Annotated in this window: 24 protein-coding genes; 21 read left to right on the forward strand and 3 right to left on the reverse strand. The window is 42.1% G+C overall.

What is annotated here, in order from left to right; genetic code table 11:
• Window position 1 precedes the first annotated feature (1 nt).
• The 13 genes from IEV27_RS08170 to IEV27_RS08230 all read left to right on the forward strand — a co-directional run bounded on the left by IEV27_RS08170 (window position 2) and on the right by IEV27_RS08230 (window position 9,017).
• Window positions 2-733 carry an ATP-binding cassette domain-containing protein gene (locus IEV27_RS08170; RefSeq protein WP_188376983.1) on the forward strand — a complete coding sequence of 244 codons (732 nt, stop codon included), beginning with the start codon at window positions 2-4 and terminating at the stop codon, window positions 731-733.
• The gene (locus IEV27_RS08175; RefSeq protein WP_188376984.1) at window positions 684-2,048 is read left to right on the forward strand and encodes a hypothetical protein; all 1,365 of its coding nucleotides are present in this window, start codon (window positions 684-686) and stop codon (window positions 2,046-2,048) included. The genes IEV27_RS08170 and IEV27_RS08175 overlap by 50 nt, the downstream gene beginning before the upstream one ends.
• Window positions 2,035-2,310, forward strand: a complete 276-nt coding sequence (locus tag IEV27_RS08180) for a hypothetical protein (RefSeq protein WP_188376985.1) — start codon at window positions 2,035-2,037, stop codon at window positions 2,308-2,310. Before IEV27_RS08175 ends, IEV27_RS08180 begins: the two co-directional genes overlap by 14 nt.
• A 17-nt stretch (window positions 2,311-2,327) precedes the next feature.
• Window positions 2,328-2,696 carry a metalloprotease family protein gene (locus IEV27_RS08185; protein ID WP_188376986.1) on the forward strand — a complete coding sequence of 123 codons (369 nt, stop codon included), beginning with the start codon at window positions 2,328-2,330 and terminating at the stop codon, window positions 2,694-2,696.
• Window positions 2,697-2,863: 167 nt separating this feature from the next.
• Window positions 2,864-3,301 (forward strand): cell wall hydrolase, encoded by a 438-nt coding sequence (locus IEV27_RS08190; RefSeq protein ID WP_188376987.1) that lies wholly within the window; start codon window positions 2,864-2,866, stop codon window positions 3,299-3,301.
• 252 nt (window positions 3,302-3,553) lie between these two features.
• Window positions 3,554-4,162 carry an ArsR/SmtB family transcription factor gene (locus IEV27_RS08195; RefSeq protein ID WP_188376988.1) on the forward strand — a complete coding sequence of 203 codons (609 nt, stop codon included), beginning with the start codon at window positions 3,554-3,556 and terminating at the stop codon, window positions 4,160-4,162.
• Between the two features lie 71 nt (window positions 4,163-4,233).
• A complete protein-coding gene (locus IEV27_RS08200; protein WP_188376989.1) occupies window positions 4,234-5,487 on the forward strand; it encodes an MFS transporter in 1,254 nt (417 codons plus the stop codon).
• A 230-nt stretch (window positions 5,488-5,717) separates the two neighbouring features.
• Window positions 5,718-6,749 (forward strand): serine hydrolase domain-containing protein, encoded by a 1,032-nt coding sequence (locus IEV27_RS08205; protein WP_188376990.1) that lies wholly within the window; start codon window positions 5,718-5,720, stop codon window positions 6,747-6,749.
• Between the two features lie 51 nt (window positions 6,750-6,800).
• Window positions 6,801-7,307 (forward strand): DinB family protein, encoded by a 507-nt coding sequence (locus IEV27_RS08210; RefSeq protein WP_229735194.1) that lies wholly within the window; start codon window positions 6,801-6,803, stop codon window positions 7,305-7,307.
• Window positions 7,308-7,332: 25 nt separating this feature from the next.
• The gene (locus tag IEV27_RS08215; RefSeq protein WP_188376991.1) at window positions 7,333-7,764 is read left to right on the forward strand and encodes an NUDIX hydrolase; all 432 of its coding nucleotides are present in this window, start codon (window positions 7,333-7,335) and stop codon (window positions 7,762-7,764) included.
• Between the two features lie 17 nt (window positions 7,765-7,781).
• Window positions 7,782-8,228, forward strand: a complete 447-nt coding sequence (locus tag IEV27_RS08220) for an SgcJ/EcaC family oxidoreductase (protein ID WP_188376992.1) — start codon at window positions 7,782-7,784, stop codon at window positions 8,226-8,228.
• A gap of 64 nt (window positions 8,229-8,292) precedes the next feature.
• Complete coding sequence (locus tag IEV27_RS19830) at window positions 8,293-8,523, forward strand: DUF6429 family protein (protein WP_444979488.1); 231 nt, start codon at window positions 8,293-8,295, stop codon at window positions 8,521-8,523.
• A 38-nt stretch (window positions 8,524-8,561) separates the two neighbouring features.
• Window positions 8,562-9,017, forward strand: a complete 456-nt coding sequence (locus tag IEV27_RS08230) for a hypothetical protein (protein ID WP_188376993.1) — start codon at window positions 8,562-8,564, stop codon at window positions 9,015-9,017.
• An 8-nt stretch (window positions 9,018-9,025) separates the two neighbouring features.
• On the opposite strand, the gene IEV27_RS08235 is transcribed toward IEV27_RS08230, so the two are convergent.
• Window positions 9,026-9,607 carry a putative immunity protein gene (locus IEV27_RS08235; protein ID WP_188376994.1) on the reverse strand — a complete coding sequence of 194 codons (582 nt, stop codon included), beginning with the start codon at window positions 9,605-9,607 and terminating at the stop codon, window positions 9,026-9,028.
• Window positions 9,608-9,843: 236 nt separating this feature from the next.
• Between IEV27_RS08235 and IEV27_RS08240 the strand changes: the two genes are divergently transcribed.
• Window positions 9,844-11,271, forward strand: coding sequence for an SLC13 family permease (locus IEV27_RS08240; protein WP_188376995.1), 1,428 nt, complete (start codon window positions 9,844-9,846; stop codon window positions 11,269-11,271).
• A 71-nt stretch (window positions 11,272-11,342) separates the two neighbouring features.
• Here IEV27_RS08240 and ymzB read toward each other — a convergent pair whose 3' ends face one another.
• Window positions 11,343-11,693 (reverse strand): protein YmzB, encoded by a 351-nt coding sequence (gene ymzB / locus IEV27_RS08245; RefSeq protein WP_188376996.1) that lies wholly within the window; start codon window positions 11,691-11,693, stop codon window positions 11,343-11,345.
• A 154-nt stretch (window positions 11,694-11,847) separates the two neighbouring features.
• On the opposite strand from ymzB, the gene IEV27_RS08250 reads away from it, so the two are divergent.
• The 7 genes from IEV27_RS08250 (at window position 11,848) to IEV27_RS08280 (ending at window position 15,450) form a co-directional block, all read left to right on the forward strand.
• Window positions 11,848-12,201: a hypothetical protein gene (locus IEV27_RS08250; RefSeq protein ID WP_188376997.1), complete on the forward strand. Its 354-nt coding sequence runs from the start codon at window positions 11,848-11,850 to the stop codon at window positions 12,199-12,201.
• A complete protein-coding gene (locus IEV27_RS08255; RefSeq protein ID WP_188376998.1) occupies window positions 12,194-12,538 on the forward strand; it encodes a VOC family protein in 345 nt (114 codons plus the stop codon). Before IEV27_RS08250 ends, IEV27_RS08255 begins: the two co-directional genes overlap by 8 nt.
• Window positions 12,539-12,550: 12 nt before the next feature.
• On the forward strand, window positions 12,551-13,072 hold the full coding sequence (locus IEV27_RS08260; protein ID WP_188376999.1) for a GNAT family N-acetyltransferase: 522 nt from the start codon (window positions 12,551-12,553) through the stop codon (window positions 13,070-13,072).
• 59 nt (window positions 13,073-13,131) lie between these two features.
• Window positions 13,132-13,665, forward strand: a complete 534-nt coding sequence (locus tag IEV27_RS08265) for a P-loop nucleotide/nucleoside kinase family protein (protein ID WP_188377000.1) — start codon at window positions 13,132-13,134, stop codon at window positions 13,663-13,665.
• 33 nt (window positions 13,666-13,698) lie between these two features.
• Window positions 13,699-13,848: a hypothetical protein gene (locus IEV27_RS08270; protein WP_188377001.1), complete on the forward strand. Its 150-nt coding sequence runs from the start codon at window positions 13,699-13,701 to the stop codon at window positions 13,846-13,848.
• Window positions 13,849-13,864: 16 nt separating this feature from the next.
• On the forward strand, window positions 13,865-14,110 hold the full coding sequence (locus IEV27_RS08275; protein WP_188377002.1) for a hypothetical protein: 246 nt from the start codon (window positions 13,865-13,867) through the stop codon (window positions 14,108-14,110).
• A gap of 629 nt (window positions 14,111-14,739) precedes the next feature.
• The gene (locus IEV27_RS08280; protein WP_188377003.1) at window positions 14,740-15,450 is read left to right on the forward strand and encodes a MerR family transcriptional regulator; all 711 of its coding nucleotides are present in this window, start codon (window positions 14,740-14,742) and stop codon (window positions 15,448-15,450) included.
• A 42-nt stretch (window positions 15,451-15,492) separates the two neighbouring features.
• Here IEV27_RS08280 and IEV27_RS08285 read toward each other — a convergent pair whose 3' ends face one another.
• Window positions 15,493-16,128 (reverse strand): FMN-dependent NADH-azoreductase, encoded by a 636-nt coding sequence (locus tag IEV27_RS08285; RefSeq protein ID WP_188377004.1) that lies wholly within the window; start codon window positions 16,126-16,128, stop codon window positions 15,493-15,495.
• Between the last annotated feature and the right edge of the window lie 63 nt (window positions 16,129-16,191).

Consider the following 16,191-nt stretch of genomic DNA (forward strand, 5'->3'; position numbering starts at 1 on the left):
TATGATTACTATTTCCGAGCTTCAGAAGTCATACAAAGACAATACGGTGTTACATAAGCTGAGCATCGAGTTTGAACCCGTGGGCATTGATATCATCGTCGGGATCAACGGATCGGGTAAAACGACGCTCTTAAACTGCATATGTGACATCACCCCGTTTGAGAGCGGGTCCATTACAGTGGATTCTATCGACAGAAAAGAAAAAGAAGCGAAAACGAAAATGTATTACATTCCTTCTGACTTTTACCTGCCGGAATATTTATCGGGGAAGGAATATGCTGACTTTGTCTTCTCCAGGTATCCCCATAAAGACAGGGACCGGTTTACCTTCGTCATTCGATTGTATAATTTAGAATCCGCCTTACATAAAAAAATAAGTGAATATTCGTATGGCATGAAAAAGAAGCTGCAGATTGCGGTCTCTTTAGCCTTAGATGTCCGCTATATTTTAGCTGACGAAGTATTTAATGGGCTGGATTACGAGAGCTACCTGCTCACGGAATATTTAATTAATAACTTTGCGAAAAGCCGTAAATTCATTCTAGTGTCTCATAATATGGATTACATTAAACGCAACCCTCTGGCTCGAGTCTATTTACTGAGTGCTGGAAGGATGGAGCTGGTCGAGGATATTCATAAAATCGAGGAAATCGTAATCAATAATGGAGAATTAAAAAACTATTATGATGAAATTGACAGATTCTTACACGATCACAAAGATTCTATTGAATGAAGTCTTTAACAATATCCTGTCGAACAATATCTTCAACAAGAAAAGAAACCGATATCTATTATTCACCTTGCTTTTTGTGGTGTATATCGCCTATTATCTCTTAAATGTATCGCAGCTGAATCAAATCTTTATTACGGAAGAGCAGAGCAGTGCTTCTCTTCAAAATATGCTGTTTTCCAGTTTAACGAATGTCATTATTATTATTTCGGGGTTTATTTATTTAATCGTGACCATTTCGTTTTCTTTAACGAACCGTATGCAGTATCAGCTGAAGATCCTGCCGTTTGAACGGGGGAGCATCTGGCTTGGAAGTATATTGTTTAAATTGCTGTTAGGGTACGTTTCCTTTTTAATCATTTTTGCTATTATCATTCCTCTTTTAAATTTGTTTTATTTTTCGCTGAGTCTTAATTTGCTCGTTCTCGTTTATAGTCAGTTGTTGTTTTTCTTCAGCATTTCTTTTTTTTATTTATTCTTTCATGTGATCAGCGTGAATTTGAAGCTGACGGTTTTTAACATCAATCATATTTTATTAGTGGTTTTTCTATTCTTTTATCTATTTGTTTTTCGATTTCAAATCGACCAGATCGTCCGGTCGCTGAACTTTGAGCTTACTCATCTGGTGGTGTCCGGCTTCATCATTCTGCTGGCGGCGGGTACGTTGTTATTTACCTTGCTCATTTCCAGTTTTCAGACCAACCGCAGTGAAGATGTCTATTCATCCAGTGATTTTTACACGTTGACGAGAATTCCGATCAAGATGAACCATTTGTCTCTTCTATTCTTAGGGACGCTTCGGAATAAATTAACGCTGCGGTTGAGCGGTATCGTTCTCCTTTTCTTTATTCTGGCATGGATCGACACAAGGGATTTGTATACGGCGATGACCACGTTTGTTTTTCTTTATCCCGTTATCTCTTTTTCAGCGATCAGGTATTACAGTACGACGATGTCCTACCGGAAGATGAATCCGTTTTTTGATCTTACTGCCTTAAAGGAAACACTGCTGACGGCGCTCATGAATATCATGATCAATCTTCCCCTCATCATCATGGCAATTGTACTGGCGGGAGATTATGTAAAAACCACTTATTATGCGTTCATTATCTTTGAATCCGCGCTGATTATGGGGATTATTTTTCCGAAAAATAAAAGCTCGGTGAACGAATTTTCCGCTTCGATCCTATGTGTGGTACTGGCTCTGTGTTTATATTTGATTTCGAATCATTTACTTATATTCCTGGTGATTTTCACGGTATTGTGCACCATCAAATATTACTTATTAAGGAGGAGCTTTTACGATGAAATTAACTAAGTTTATTTTTATCGGGACGGTCGTCTACCTCGTTCTCTTTTTAATCGATTATCTTGTAACCTTATTCTCAATCGACGAATCCGGAGAATACATGTCCACGCTGGGGTTGAGCATCGATATGACGATGAATGAGGAAGAATTGTTTACCAACTTCTCCTTAACACCGCAGGTATTAATCACTTTTGTGTCATGGCTGCTGATCATTTGCCTCGTCTTTCTAGTCGCCAAGCGAATCAGCCATAGAAAAGTACTCGATAAGTAATCATGGACAATTTCTTGATGATGATCCAGGTGTTATTTTTTCTTTATCTTCTACTGTTTGGTGTATTGCTGCTTCACGAGCTCATTCACCTGTTATTTATTAAACTTTATAAAAAAGAGGTTCAATCGTTCACGCTCAATGCCTGGGGCGGGAAGGCCGTTTATGTGAATGATCACAACTATGCTGATATCTTAATTATTTCAGCGGCGCCGAATCTCATCCTCCCGATGCTTGGTTTTGTCGTTTTTTCCCTGGATAGCGGCTTATATTTTAACGCCTTTGCCTTCTTTTGTTTGATAAACCTACTGAACCTGTTACCCTTTACGTCGGACGGCTCTGCGGTCTTATATAGTATCATGAAGCTGGTTGAAAGAAAGAAGGTCTGAAGAATATAAAAAAGTGCACTGGGAAGGTTCTTTAGGATCTCACGTGCTTAATCGTATAACTTCCCCGCTGCGGATCTTCAGCAGTTCTTCCTTCATCAGAAATCCATCCTCACCTATGATTAATATTGCATCAACCTGTGTCATACAATACTTTTGGGGTGAAAAAAATGCCAAGAGTCCAATACACCGATGCAGACGTTGCCTTGATGGCGAGGATGATGCGGGCAGAAGCCGAGGGGGAAGGCCAGCAAGGCATGCTGTATGTCGGAAATGTGATTGTGAATCGCGCGCTGGCTGATTGCTTGGACTTTCAAGATGTAAGAAATATCCGACAGGTTATTTTTCAAGTTCAAGGAGGCAATTATTCTTTCGAAGCAGTGCAAAAGGGAAATTTATTTTATAACAGAGCGAGGTCTGTTGAAAAAAGGCTGGCGAGAAAAAATTTAGAATTCTGGCGGCAGCACCCGGCGAAATATGCTCTTTGGTATTTCAATCCATCTGGACCCTGTCCTCCAACATGGTTCGGCCAGCCGTTCGCCGGTCAATTTAAAGAACATTGCTATTATGAACCAGCAGCAGGAACATGTGCCAGTGTTTATAGGTAAGAGGAGGGCAATGTCTGTCTTAAAGTATATAAAAACGTATAGAAGCGGGGCGGTTCTTGCCCTGGATGCAGAGGTCAGCCTGTCCCGCTGGTCTCTTTTTGTGAGGAGAAAGGGCTGTTCATTGTAGAGTTTGCTGCTTAGCTCAGTTTTATGGCTGTGATTCTCTTTTTAGATTTCTCCTAAGTTGACATTCTGCATAACGTGATAGATACTATTGTTAAAATAATTTTACCGAGTAAATGGAGTGAACTGATGAAGGATATAAAATTATTAACGACGCACGATCAGCTAAAAGCGCTGGGAGACCCATTCCGCTCCGAATTATTGTTACGATTAATGGAAAAGCCGAAAACGGGACAGCAGCTTTCCGAAGTGTTTAACCTTTCACGAGCGCGTATTCATTATCATCTGAAGGAGTTAGAGAAGAACGACCTCATCGAGATTGTACATAAAGAAGAAAAGAACGGGATTGTGCAAAAGTTTTATCAAGCTGTAGCTGGTGGTTTCGTACCCGATCAATCTCTTATTCCATATTCAGATATGACTGAAACCGTAAGACAAATGATGGTAAGTATGTTAGAACAGTCTAAACGAAGAATTCTTGCCGCACCAGAAGAGTCGTTACAGGATCAGTCGAGCTCTAAAGAACCAGCCGAGTGGAAGTATCGATCGAGTGCTTATGAAATACATGCGACAGAGGAAGATTTTAAAGCCTGGCAGCAAAAATTTTCAAATTTGATGGATGAACTGAAAGAAATTCAACGCCCGGAACCATCTCCAGATGCAAAGCTTTACTACTTTCATATGCTTGGACTGCAGATCGAGGAAAATTATCTAGAGAAGAAAAAAGAAGAATCATAGACGGGATTCTTTTTTTTGAACAACAGTAAAATATATTTTACTGTGTAAAATAATTATTAGGGAGGGTAACTATGGAGCGAGCGAAACAAGTTGAGGAAGCAGGCGTCATACCATTATCAAAATCAAAATCATTTATTTTGCTGTGGCTGACGACGGTATCTTCAAGTTTAAGTCTGTCGATGTTTATGTTTATTCAATCTTGGTATGTGGTGGAGGATCTCGGCAGGGAAGCAGCTCTTGGTATCGTATTGGTCTGTTTAACAGGTATGCGGATGATTTCCATGATCGTCGGGGGAGTGGTGGCCGATCGAAGCAGGCAAACAACGGTTATGGCATTTTCTGATTTATCGTTAGCGTGCGTAATGATACTGCTGGCGGGAGCCTTTATGTATTTCTCAGAAGTGCCAATTGGAATTCTTGCTGTTAATGCTGCTTTATTTGGCATTTGTGGAGGATTCTTTGAACCAGCCAGAGATGCACTTTTACCTAAAGTAGTAAAGGTTGAACAACTAACCCGCGCCAATTCATCTCTTCAAGCAGCCATTCAAATTGCTCTTTTTACAGGGCCGCTTCTTACGGGAGTATTGGTTAATTTTTTAAGCTATAGTTTCGTTTTAATGCTTATCGGCATGTTTTTAAGTTTCTCTGGGGTAGGTGTGCTGTTTATCAAGCAAATTAACGAAAAGCCAAAACAAAGAGGTGAGATTCTTTTTAAGAAGCAATTAACAGAGGGGTTTATTTATACGTGGCAATCATCCCTATTAAGGGCTTTGCTGATCATTACAATTATTGTAAACTTTTTTATATCGGGTCCTTTAATGATGGGACTGCCTATATTTGTGGAAGGAGTATTGTCTGGGAGTTCGATAGACTTCAGCTTTGTTCAGGGCGGTTTTACTTTTGGTATGATATTTGGCTCAATCGTCATAGGTTTGATGAACATTCAAAGGAAACGAGGGTCTTATGCTTTATATTTCATTGCCCTTCAAGGGGTTGTAATTCTCGTGTTCAGCCAGGTGACTTCCATAGCAGCTGCCATAAGTATCATCATTTTCATTGGAATGCTTAATCCTGCTGTTAACATTCCATTAATTTCAATGATCCAGTCACACGCGGATCCTCAAAAAGTCGGACGGGTCATGAGTTTAATCCGTACAGGGTCATTAGGTTTAATTCCACTGTCCTATGCTGTGACGTCTGTCTTTCTTGGAATGGGGGTACAGATTCAGACGTTAATGGCATGGAGTTCGCTCCCTTTAATTCTTAGTGTGGTCGTATTATATTTCTCATATCCCATCTTAAAGGCCGCGACTAGATGCCGGTAGAATTATATAGTCATTTTTATTGAAGGAAAAAATAGTACTTGTACTTATCATTTTAATTGTATTATTAATCTATCTTAGCTTTTAAGTAAGCCATATTGGAAAGTAGCTGAGAGAGCAGCAAGAGGATCAAGAATAGGTTAAAAACAAACTTAATAATATTAAGGGTTGAAATTATCCTTTAACTTGGCAGCGTTTTAGGGTGAAAATACAGCTACCTTTAGGAGGATCAAATGAAAGAAAATACCGAATTAGAGCATCTTATCAAAGGTTACAGCCAGCAGATTGATTTTTCAGGCGTGGTCTATGTGAAACAAGAGGATCGTGTTTTAATAGATGATGCTTTTGGTTATGCAAACCGGGCAGAGGGACTATCAAACAATGTCCATACACGTTTTGGTATCGCGTCAGGCTGCAAATTATTTACGGCGATTGGCCTATGTCAGTTAGTAGAGACGGGAGTCATAGCGTTTGATACGCCTTTAGTAGATGGCCTGGCGATTGATTTTCCTTATTTTGATAAAGACGTGACAATTCACCATCTTTTAACCCATACATCGGGCATTCCCGATTACTTTGATGAAGAAGTCATGACGGATTATGAAGATCTATGGAAGGATCGTCCGGTCTATGAAATGAATTCTCTTACCGATTTTCTGCCTCTTTTTCAACACCATGAGATGAAGTACAGTCCTGGGGAAAGATTCCACTATAATAACGCTGGCTATATTCTATTAGGGTTAATCATTGAACAACAATCCGGAAAAAGTTTCACTGATTATGTAGAAGAGGAGATTTTTCAAAAGGCTGGGATAACGGATTCAGGATATTTTTCGTTGGATCAACTCCCTCAGAACACAGCCATGGGCTACATAGACAACGAAGAGGATGGCACGTGGAGAACGAATATTTACTCCATTCCAGCCAAAGGCGGTGCTGACGGCGGAGCGTTTATTACAGCGCCCGATATGCTCACACTTTGGGAGGCATTGTTTAATCATCAGCTTCTTACTAAGGAAATGACCTGCACATTACTAAGACCACATGTTCATGTGAATGGTGAAATAAACTATGGGTACGGCATTTGGATGAACCAAAACAATGATCATATTTATAAGTATCACGTAATGGGGTATGATCCTGGCGTGAATTTTCGTGCTTCTTACTATCCTGATCATCATTTGAAAGTTGCTGTCCCTTCTAATCAGGAGTCCGGGTCTTTTGAACTGACAAAAATAATTGAAGAGCATGTCCTGAAGTCATAGGAATAATAAGGAAGGTGTTAAATGATGAGTGGGTTCGAAGAGCAAAGGTATATGATTAGCGAAAAACCAGAATACCCTCCATCCATTGGAAGGTTGTTATCCATGATGGAGTATACACGTATGACTACTCTCGAGGCGGTGGAAGGTTTATCTATAGAAGAACTTGATTTTCGGCTGAATGAAAAAGGTAACTCTATCGGATGTCTTCTATATCATATCGCGCGCGTTGAGGAAATCTATCAAATTTTAACTTTTGAAGAGAGAGAACCTTCTGAAGACGAATGGAAGAAAATAGGTGCAGGAGTCAGGCTTGGTGCTGATGCTCATAAGGAAATTAAAGGTTTTGAACTGAATTTTTATAAAGAGAAGCTGATTTCAACGCGTCAGAAGACTCTCGAACTATTTAAGCATATAGAGGATGGTTGGCTGGATGAGATATCCCCTTTAAATACTTTTGACAAGGCTAATTACTACTTTTGCTGGTTTCATGTATTTGAAGATGAATTAAGTCATCGAGGTCAAATACGTCTCATTCGCAATCATCAAAAAAAGGATTAGCTGAATAAAGAAGGGAGATTTTTTCATGTTTGTAGTTAATGTAGAAGGTGCAATTCACCATAACGGAAAATGGCTGCTAATTTTGAGGAGCGAAAAGGAAGAGCATGCTGGAGGCACCCTCTCCTTGGTAGGCGGAAAATGTGAACTCGAAGGGACTTCTTCGGATATTCTCGAAAGAACTTTAAAACGAGAGATCGTGGAGGAGGTAGGCTGCGAAGTTACCAACCTTACATATGTGAACAGCTCGTCGTTTGTGACTGATGCTGGGGTAAATGTAATTGATGTTGTTTTTTTATGTGAGCATCAATCGGGAGAACCTTATGCGAAAAGTAAAGAAGAAGTGGATGATGTAATATGGATGACTACTTCCGAGGTTCTTGACCACAGGAAAACACCTCAGTACTTAAAAGAAAATATTAAATTAGCAGATAGCCTGCTTCATAGCATGTCAAATTAGAATCGAGGAGGAATTCCATGAATGGAAACAAAGAAAGCCGTATAACAAAGACCTATGAACAGCTAATAGACGCCTGGAACAGCCGGAACGCAGAAGCCATGGCCCTCCTGTTTACAGAATCGGGGGAGAGCATCGGGTTTGATGGAAGTATGTCAAAGGGACCTCTAGAGATTAATGAACATCTCGCTCCTATATTCGAAAATCACCCCACGGCGCCCTATGTTTATAAAATCAAAGAGGTAAGGATGATAGGAGAGGAAGCGGCGATCGTACGGGCGATTGCTGGGATGATACCTCCTGGTGAGTCGGATCTCAAACCTGAGGTCAATACTCACCACACTTTAGTAGTGGTGTTGAAAGGTGAGCAGTGGAAAATTGATCTTTTTCAGAACACGCCTGCTCAATTTCATGGCAGACCTGAATTAGTAGAGCAAATGACAGAAGAATTGAGACGGCAGCTTTAAAACTCTGGCTTCTTTTTTTATACTTGGAGGCAAAAGAGAAAGGAGTGGTTTCTGTGAAGGCCAGATCGACGAACTCACGTTATTGCTGTTGTATTTAACTTCTTTTAAGGAGGAGGAAGGCCCCATAGAAGCCTTGAGAAGCTGGAAGGGCTACCCCTTTTCATCGTTGGATGAATTAAGAGAGGCAGGTTACATTGTTGGCGGGAATCGTTCGAAATCAGTTTTCTTAAAAGAAGAAGGAGAAAAGATGGCTCAAGAATTAATGAAAAAATATAACATTAAGGATGAGCTGTAAACAGCCGATGATATCCTTATAAAGGCTGGTGATCTCTTATGAAAGACAAGCTCATAGCCGTTCTAATCGCTAATGTCCTGCTTGGAATCATTTTTTACTGGATGAACTATGTGCCGGAAGCTCAAAGAAATGACGGAACGTATTATTTTGGTTTTGGTGAAATCGTTACGTTCGTCTTCATTTATGCGGGTCCGGCTTATCTTCTAGCCGGGCTGCCGCTTTCCTACATAATTGAAAAATATACGGTGAGGTTTCAAGGGTTAAGTGGTTATTTCTTGAGGCTCGGGCTTTATGCTGCTGCCGGGTTAGCGGTCGGACTGCTTTATGGGGTGATTGCCTTTCAGGAGATCCCTCTGGTCGTTCCAGGAGTGTTCTATTTTTTAGGGCTGGGTTTGCTAGCCTCGCTTTTATTTTCTCATGTCCTGCTGGTCGTAACGTGGCTGGGGGAAAGGATGAATAACGTTCAAAAGCTTTCAGGTGGATCGAATGTCTGAAAGCTTTTTTACTGTCGTTTCTCGCTTAATAACTTTTCTTTGTTGGGTTTATTTTCTTTTAATAAAAAGCCAGCCCAGTCACGCTCCAGTTGGTTGGTATGTTCCTGCCAGTAGAGGAGACGGTTTTGGTAATCAGAAATTTTTTCCGTGACAGGGTCTTGAAAGTCATGAATTCCATGTTTACGAACGATGCCCGTCAATTCATAGATTGGTAATCCGAACGCATGAGTTTCTACGTGTACAGTAGCTCCGGCATGCCCGATGGCTTGAGCCAACACGCCATATTCCCTGTCATCCAATTCCTTAGCCACCGCGTGGGCATCTAAAATTGCTCGTTTAGCCTGGGGCATTTTAATCTTGCCTTTGGACCAGTCTTCACAGAGTTTCAGGCAGTTTCTAGGTCTCTGTTCGGCGGGGTATTTGGTTTCAAATTGTGTCAAAGTTGATGAAGCACAGTCTAATGCCCACAGGACCAGGGTTCGATGGTTTTGTCGTTGGATTTGTTTTTTTAAGTCCTGTAAGCAAAGACTGTTACGGGAAAACAACAATTTATTCTTTTTCTTCCATTTAATTTCTACATCTGTAAACATTTTGTCCTCCTTTTAAGGCAGCTGCCCGTTTCTCCTTATATCTAGTATATAAATTTTATCATGTTTTGAGCGCTATCACCTGTAGGTTCATCCTCCTTATAAGTGCTAAGCCCTAGTACCATTTTATTACATGGGCAATATTTACTTTTACACGATGACATGCTAAAGTGTAAATTGTTGAATTTTTCTATCAATTTATGAAATCGATTTCAAAGATCATCAAGGAGGAACATCTTATGGAACGTAGACAGAAAATTGGATTGATTCTTGGTCCATTGCTTTTTGTAATTCTTTATTTCATCCCGGCGATTACTGGTCTCGGCGATGAACCGCGGGCTGTGCTGGCGGTTACGGCATGGGTGGCTGCATGGTGGATTACAGAAGCGATGCCGATTCCGGCGACGTCGCTGCTGCCGATTTTTTTGCTTCCGATTACAGGTGGGGCGGATCAGAGTACAGCTTCGATGGCGTACGCGGATCCGATTGTGTTCATGTATATGGGTGGTTTTACGATCGCCCTTGCGATTCAGAAGTGGGACTTACATAAACGTATTGCGATGACGATTCTCTCGTTCGTGGGAACGGGGAGTCAGCGAATTATTATGGGTGTCATTATTGCGACGGCGGGGCTTTCGATGTGGATTTCGAATGCGGCGACTGCGCTCATGATGCTCCCGATTGCGCTGGCTTTGATTACGGAAATTAAGGAGAAGAACTTTTTCGATGAACCGTCTCTGCACCGCTTTGCGAAGGGACTGTTGCTTGCTGTTGCGTACTCCGCTTCCATTGGCGGGCTCGCGACCATCATTGGTTCTGTGCCAAACGCCGCATTTGTGGCGGTGGCTGCCAGCAGTCTCGACCGTACGGTGACGTTCTTCGATTGGTTCCTATTTGGATTCCCACTAACCATTATTCTGTTAGTCGGGCTGTATTTCTACCTGACGAAAATTCAGTTTAAAATCACGAATCAGAAAGATATTTCCTCAGACTTTGCAAAAAATCAGCTGAGAGAGCTCGGACCGATGTCGTATGAGGAAAAATCGGTACTGACCGTGTTTACTGTGGTCGGTGTGCTGTGGATGACGAGCGGGTTTATTCCTGAAGCCTATACGCTCTCAGATACATCGATTTCGATGATCGGGGCCACGTCGATGTTCCTTTTCCCGGCGAAACAGGCGAAAGGCGGGTTAATGGTTTGGAAAGACATGAAGGAACTGCCGTGGGGGCTGCTGCTCTTATTCGGGGGCGGACTTTCACTTGCTGCGGCCTTTGAGTCCTCCAACTTGACCGAATGGTTCGGTGAATTGCTGCAGGGACTTGAAGTGCTTCCATTCCTGCTTATTCTAATCGCGCTTGCAACGATTGTATTGTTCATGACGGAAATCATGTCCAACACGGCTGTGTCGAACATGTTGATTCCGATCAGTATCGGGCTTGCGCTCGGCATTGGCGCCGACCCTTATGCCATTATGGGGATTGTCGCTTTAACGGCGTCATGTGCCTTTATGCTGCCGATCTCAACACCGCCAAACGCGGCTGTCTTCAGCTCGGATTATTTAACGATCGACGATATGGTGAAAGCCGGATTCTGGATGAACATTGTCGCGATTATCGTGATTGTGCTCTTCGTTTATTTCTGGCAGCCGATTGTTTTAAATTATTAATTGGGATAAAAGCTCTCCTTACGAAAAGGAGGGCTTTTTCTATGGCAGAAAAGCCCTTCTTCGTTGAAAATCTATAGCACGCGCTCAATGATGTAACGGCCGCGTTCCGTGATGAGGAAAAAACGGTTCTCGTCGAATCGGTACTGTGTGGAATCCTCGAGCGGGATTTCATACAGAGAGTCAGGGAGCGGCTGAAGTTCGCAGCCGTCCGTCTCCGTCGTTCCTGTGCCGTTTAAATGCAGGGAGTGCATCGGCTCATACTCATCCATTCTCCTCGTATGTCTGTCATAGGAAATATCGTTTAGCTGCATGATGATGATATCTTCATCATCAAGCTCCTGCTTGGAAATGATAATCGTCTCGCCGCTCCATTGCTGCAGCAGCTGATTGAATTCTTCCACGGTTAATGATCGAGCGTTCATCTACATCCCTCCTGACTATAGAATTTCCATAGTGGGGGAGAAATTATTCAAAGGCGCCGCAGCTTCAGTTTGATCATTGAAGAAAATATTCAATTACATTATGACCATATTGGAAAATTTAAGTTATAATGCAAATAAAAGGTGACTGGGAGGAGTGGCTTCCATAAGAAAAGCGATTGTATTATTTCTTTTTGTGATAAGTATTGTCCTCGTCACTTATAGTATCGCCTATACTCGTCAGCAATCCGGTGATATAACAGCAACTACCAAAGGCACCCCCCTGGAGGGAAAAGTTGAACAGAAAACAACAAATGGTTTTATTCTGGAAGTAACCGCGGCATCCAAAGCAACGTTTTCAGACGTTATGCACGTGTCATACAGTGGGCGTCATGTACTTCATAAGGGTGATCACGTATGGGTGTGGTACGACGAGATTAGAGAATCGGACCCGCCGCAAACCGTGGCGGTAGAGGTTGAAATCAAATTTAGGAGTGAAGTCGATGATTGAACGGATTGATACGCTGTGCATGATTGTAAGCGATATTGAAAGGTCGGCCCGCTGGTATGAGAAGACGTTAGGATTTACGGTCGTTTTTACGGGAGACGACTACCGCGTATTACAAGTAGGGGAAGGGAGCGTCCCCTTAACGATTGAAGAAGGCGACGTAAGCTCAAACACGAATCACACATATCCTATCTTCTTTTCAAAAGATAGTAAGAAGCTGCATAATCAGCTTGAGGCGTCAGGGGTTAACGTAAGTGACTTACATAATGACGGTGTGAATCAATTCTTTAACTTCTATGACCCCGATGGAAATAAACTGCAGGTCTGTTATTTTGAGTGAAAGGAGATTTCTATGACACTTCAGTTTATTCAGTTAACCCAAGCCGAACCGTCAATTGTCGACGTGTTTAATCGATGGGGAAATGACCCTTACTTAATTCCTTTGACTCGCCCCAACCAAACGCAAGCTGAGGTTGATGAGAAATGGTTTATGACTGTCGATGACTTAAACGAACGACTGGAAGATCACTTCATTTATCTCATTTATTTGGATAACGTATTGGTTGGTGAGATGAATTATATGATCGACCCTGACCATCTTTATAAGAAAGAACAAGGAACCGCCTGGATCGGCATATCGATCGGAGAACCAGAAGGTCGGGGAAAAGGGATCGGGTATACGGCCTTACGCTACTTAGAGCAGCAAATTAAGGATAATGGGTATCACCGGATTGAAATAGGCGTATTTGAATTCAACACGCAGGCGCAAAAGCTGTATAAGAAGCTGGGGTACAAAGAAATCGCCCGTATTCCGGATTTTACGTACTATAATGGCGAGATGCGGGCAGATATTCGCATGGAAAAGTATCTATGAAACGAAATGAGCTCCCATTCGTAGATAAATTAAAGGATCAAGCAAAGGTTGGATAAACAATGAGTCGACAATCAAGGGACATTTATCTCATTTCAGGACCGTGCGGCGTTGGAAAATCAACTATTAGTAAGAAACTCGCCGATCGAATGTCGAAAAGCGTGTTAATCGAAGGAGATCAACTTAACGCGATGCTCGTCGGTGAGAATCAGCCGGCATGGGAGGAACGGTTAGCCATCGTCTGGAAAACCATCGTGTCGATCACAAAAAACGTTCTTGATCATGAACGGGATGTCGTCATCGATTATGTGGTAGAGGATGAATTGAACTGGTTTGCGCAGCAGTTTGTGGACTTGAATGTTCATATTCACTACGTTGTTTTACGTGCCGATAAGAGCGTTCTTCACGAGCGGCTGACTCAAAGGGGAAATACCGACTTATTGGAGCGTTCGTTATTTCTGTTGAAGAAGCTAGAAGGTACCCGTGCGAATAAGCCGTTTTTGCTGGATACGACAGACAAACGTCCATTCGAGGTGGTGGAGAAGATTGAAAAGAATAAGCTCCACTATCGCTATCCATTCGATGAACGAATGTGAGGCTATGCGGTGGAAGGACTTGGAGGATTAAAAATGATGAAATTCATGTTTATTTTAGCGGCTGTAAGCACGTTGCCTTTTGCCTATTTTGATAAAGGCGCTGCAGGAATGGTGATGAGTTTATTCTTCCTGCTGGCTGGGGCGTATTTTAGTAAGCCTCGATTTAAGAAGAACGATTCATAAGGGAACGGAGGGTTGGATGGAAAAAAAGCTGAAGGTTGTACGAAGGATAGATGGAACAGTGGCAGCAGCCGTTGTTTTGTATGTATTGATTGTAGTTTTTACGAGTTTAACTATATCGCCTGAGCTAATGGGCCTCATGATGAGTGTGCTCGTGCTGTTACGGGGGATAGAAGCGCACTATGAACAGAAAAAAGTGAAAAGCGGGATGATCTTTGGCCTGCTGGTCTTCGTCGCAATAATAGGAATAACAAGCCTTTTATAAAAAAATACATAAAAATAGCCCTTACTGTTACAGCAAGGGCAAAGTCATTTTCTACAATATCTCACCAAATTGGTTAAAAGTGTGAGAATTAAGGTCACCTCGAATTGTAATACACTTATACTTTAATGTAAACAAGCGTTAAATGATTAAAGTTTCAGATGACTTTACTTTTTGTGTCAGTGACAGGGATGAAAGCTTGAAAAATTTTTATGAAAAATGGAGATATGGGCATGAAGGTTATTAAGGTCGTTCATTCATTGTATTGATTCTATGGTCTTTGGGGCTTTAGGTATTTTTTTCTTTCCACTTGTTCTTCGTCAAATAGAGGAGGGGTAACAGCTACAAGCGATTAAGTCTTCGTTTGTAGAGAAAATTTAAAATGAATGTTTAGTCCCAGATCGTAAAGATAGTACTAGGTATTATAGCGTATCGGGTGCCGCTATGGTCTTGTATCGCATATAGCGGAAGGCGATATGCGGAGGTTTAGCGTTTGAATCGTTGGAAGCACTAAGTGGGCAAACGCTATCAATAGCCAGGAAGACTCATATTTGCATATCGCATGACGATACGATATCGCTTGCAAAATTGTCTGAAAACCTTCATATTTAAAGAAAAGGAGGTTCGACATCATGCGACACGATATACAACCGAATGAGCGGGCTTACACGACGAAAGAAGCGGCAGCAGAAGTCGGCATTGCTACGCCCACTGTGCGGAAATACGGGCAGGTGTTAGAACGAAACGGCTATGAATTTTTCAAGGATGGCGATCGGCGTATTTTTGTACGATCCGATATCGAATCGCTTAAAGCGATACGCGATACGGAAAGGCCGTTAGACGACACGGCTAAAGACCTGGCAGGCAAGCAGAAGGAAAGGTTAGAAACCCCGGAAGACACCGGCATATCGGTACCCGATACATACGATACATCGCTTCAGGATCCCGAACAGCTGCGGGATTTCTTACAAGTGATTGCCAGCGAACTCGCCGCTTCCCGTGAGATGAATGTACAACTCACAAACGATATGGCCGAGTTAAGAACCACTGTATCGCGTCTCCAGCAAGATCACCACGTGATTAGTTCAGGCGTAGGAAACTTCTCAAAGAAAACCCACACTCGTATTGAAAAATTGTCCGAACAGCAGAAAGCGCAATATGAAGAACTGCTTCAGCAGGAGAAAGAAAGAAGCGAAGCCTTGCGTGAGGAATTAATCACGATGCGTGAAGAACAGAAGAAAGAATGGCAGGCGCAAAACGATTTTAATCAGCGGCTTGAGAAGTCTGTGCAGCAGAAACCTCAGGGAGGATGGGGCAAACTGCTAGCCTTTTTCCGTGGATAAAAAAGTCCCGCTCTCACGTTAGAGAGCGGGACTTTTGTGCCGTTAGGCGTTTTGATAAGAAAGGTTAGCTGCAAGGTCAGAAACCTTTTTCAGACCTTCTTCAATAATTTCTTCTGCTTGATCCGGCGCAGCAGCGTGTCCTTCAATGACCACTTCATCAAGAACCTTCATGCCGAAGTGTCCGCCGAAAATGTTACGCATGTAGTTCAGGGACATTTCTAAAGGTGCCATAGATGGGTGGGAATAATTGCCGCCGCGTGCGTTTAGAAAAATAACGCCTTTATCCGTCAATAGCGGTTCCAGGCTGCCTTCTGCCGTATATTTAAAGCTGAAGCCTGCTTCTGCCAGGTAATCGATAAATGTCTGCAGCTTTGCAGGAATGGTGAAGTTCCATAATGGAAAGGCTACAACAATTACATCAGCAGCACTAATGACGTCTTTTGCTTTCTGCTTGGCATCAAGCAGGCGCTGCTCCGTATCGTTTAGCGCTACGCCTTCATGAAGCTTCCCTAATCCGCTGAATACTTCCTGGCCGAAATAAGGAGTATCCTCTTCGAATACGTCATACGTGCTGACGTTTACTTCTTTGTTTTCTTTTATTTGTTCTAGAAACGTGTTGTACATTCTAGTTGAAATTCCGTCTGGACGATTATTTGCTTTAACAACTAATACGTTCATGGAAAAACCTCCTGTTGAAAAAATAGTTTGTATAGCAACAGTTTATATTATATTATCTTGGGT

The organism is Halobacillus andaensis (genome assembly GCF_014636475.1).
Classification (GTDB): domain Bacteria; phylum Bacillota; class Bacilli; order Bacillales; family Halobacillaceae; genus Halobacillus_A; species Halobacillus_A andaensis.

What these genes read in the sequence shown, in the direction of transcription:
- IEV27_RS08170 (WP_188376983.1), top strand. Translation starts at nt 2, where the DNA reads ATGATTACTATTTCCGAGCTTCAGAAGTCATACAAAGACAATACGGTG.
- IEV27_RS08175 (WP_188376984.1), top strand. Translation starts at nt 684, where the DNA reads ATGATGAAATTGACAGATTCTTACACGATCACAAAGATTCTATTGAAT.
- IEV27_RS08180 (WP_188376985.1), top strand. Translation starts at nt 2,035, where the DNA reads ATGAAATTAACTAAGTTTATTTTTATCGGGACGGTCGTCTACCTCGTT.
- IEV27_RS08185 (WP_188376986.1), top strand. Translation starts at nt 2,328, where the DNA reads ATGATGATCCAGGTGTTATTTTTTCTTTATCTTCTACTGTTTGGTGTA.
- IEV27_RS08190 (WP_188376987.1), top strand. Translation starts at nt 2,864, where the DNA reads ATGCCAAGAGTCCAATACACCGATGCAGACGTTGCCTTGATGGCGAGG.
- IEV27_RS08195 (WP_188376988.1), top strand. Translation starts at nt 3,554, where the DNA reads ATGAAGGATATAAAATTATTAACGACGCACGATCAGCTAAAAGCGCTG.
- IEV27_RS08200 (WP_188376989.1), top strand. Translation starts at nt 4,234, where the DNA reads ATGGAGCGAGCGAAACAAGTTGAGGAAGCAGGCGTCATACCATTATCA.
- IEV27_RS08205 (WP_188376990.1), top strand. Translation starts at nt 5,718, where the DNA reads ATGAAAGAAAATACCGAATTAGAGCATCTTATCAAAGGTTACAGCCAG.
- IEV27_RS08210 (WP_229735194.1), top strand. Translation starts at nt 6,801, where the DNA reads ATGATTAGCGAAAAACCAGAATACCCTCCATCCATTGGAAGGTTGTTA.
- IEV27_RS08215 (WP_188376991.1), top strand. Translation starts at nt 7,333, where the DNA reads ATGTTTGTAGTTAATGTAGAAGGTGCAATTCACCATAACGGAAAATGG.
- IEV27_RS08220 (WP_188376992.1), top strand. Translation starts at nt 7,782, where the DNA reads ATGAATGGAAACAAAGAAAGCCGTATAACAAAGACCTATGAACAGCTA.
- IEV27_RS08230 (WP_188376993.1), top strand. Translation starts at nt 8,562, where the DNA reads ATGAAAGACAAGCTCATAGCCGTTCTAATCGCTAATGTCCTGCTTGGA.
- IEV27_RS08235 (WP_188376994.1), bottom strand. Translation starts at nt 9,607, where the DNA reads ATGTTTACAGATGTAGAAATTAAATGGAAGAAAAAGAATAAATTGTTG.
- IEV27_RS08240 (WP_188376995.1), top strand. Translation starts at nt 9,844, where the DNA reads ATGGAACGTAGACAGAAAATTGGATTGATTCTTGGTCCATTGCTTTTT.
- ymzB (WP_188376996.1), bottom strand. Translation starts at nt 11,693, where the DNA reads ATGAACGCTCGATCATTAACCGTGGAAGAATTCAATCAGCTGCTGCAG.
- IEV27_RS08255 (WP_188376998.1), top strand. Translation starts at nt 12,194, where the DNA reads ATGATTGAACGGATTGATACGCTGTGCATGATTGTAAGCGATATTGAA.
- IEV27_RS08260 (WP_188376999.1), top strand. Translation starts at nt 12,551, where the DNA reads ATGACACTTCAGTTTATTCAGTTAACCCAAGCCGAACCGTCAATTGTC.
- IEV27_RS08265 (WP_188377000.1), top strand. Translation starts at nt 13,132, where the DNA reads ATGAGTCGACAATCAAGGGACATTTATCTCATTTCAGGACCGTGCGGC.
- IEV27_RS08270 (WP_188377001.1), top strand. Translation starts at nt 13,699, where the DNA reads ATGATGAAATTCATGTTTATTTTAGCGGCTGTAAGCACGTTGCCTTTT.
- IEV27_RS08275 (WP_188377002.1), top strand. Translation starts at nt 13,865, where the DNA reads ATGGAAAAAAAGCTGAAGGTTGTACGAAGGATAGATGGAACAGTGGCA.
- IEV27_RS08280 (WP_188377003.1), top strand. Translation starts at nt 14,740, where the DNA reads ATGCGACACGATATACAACCGAATGAGCGGGCTTACACGACGAAAGAA.
- IEV27_RS08285 (WP_188377004.1), bottom strand. Translation starts at nt 16,128, where the DNA reads ATGAACGTATTAGTTGTTAAAGCAAATAATCGTCCAGACGGAATTTCA.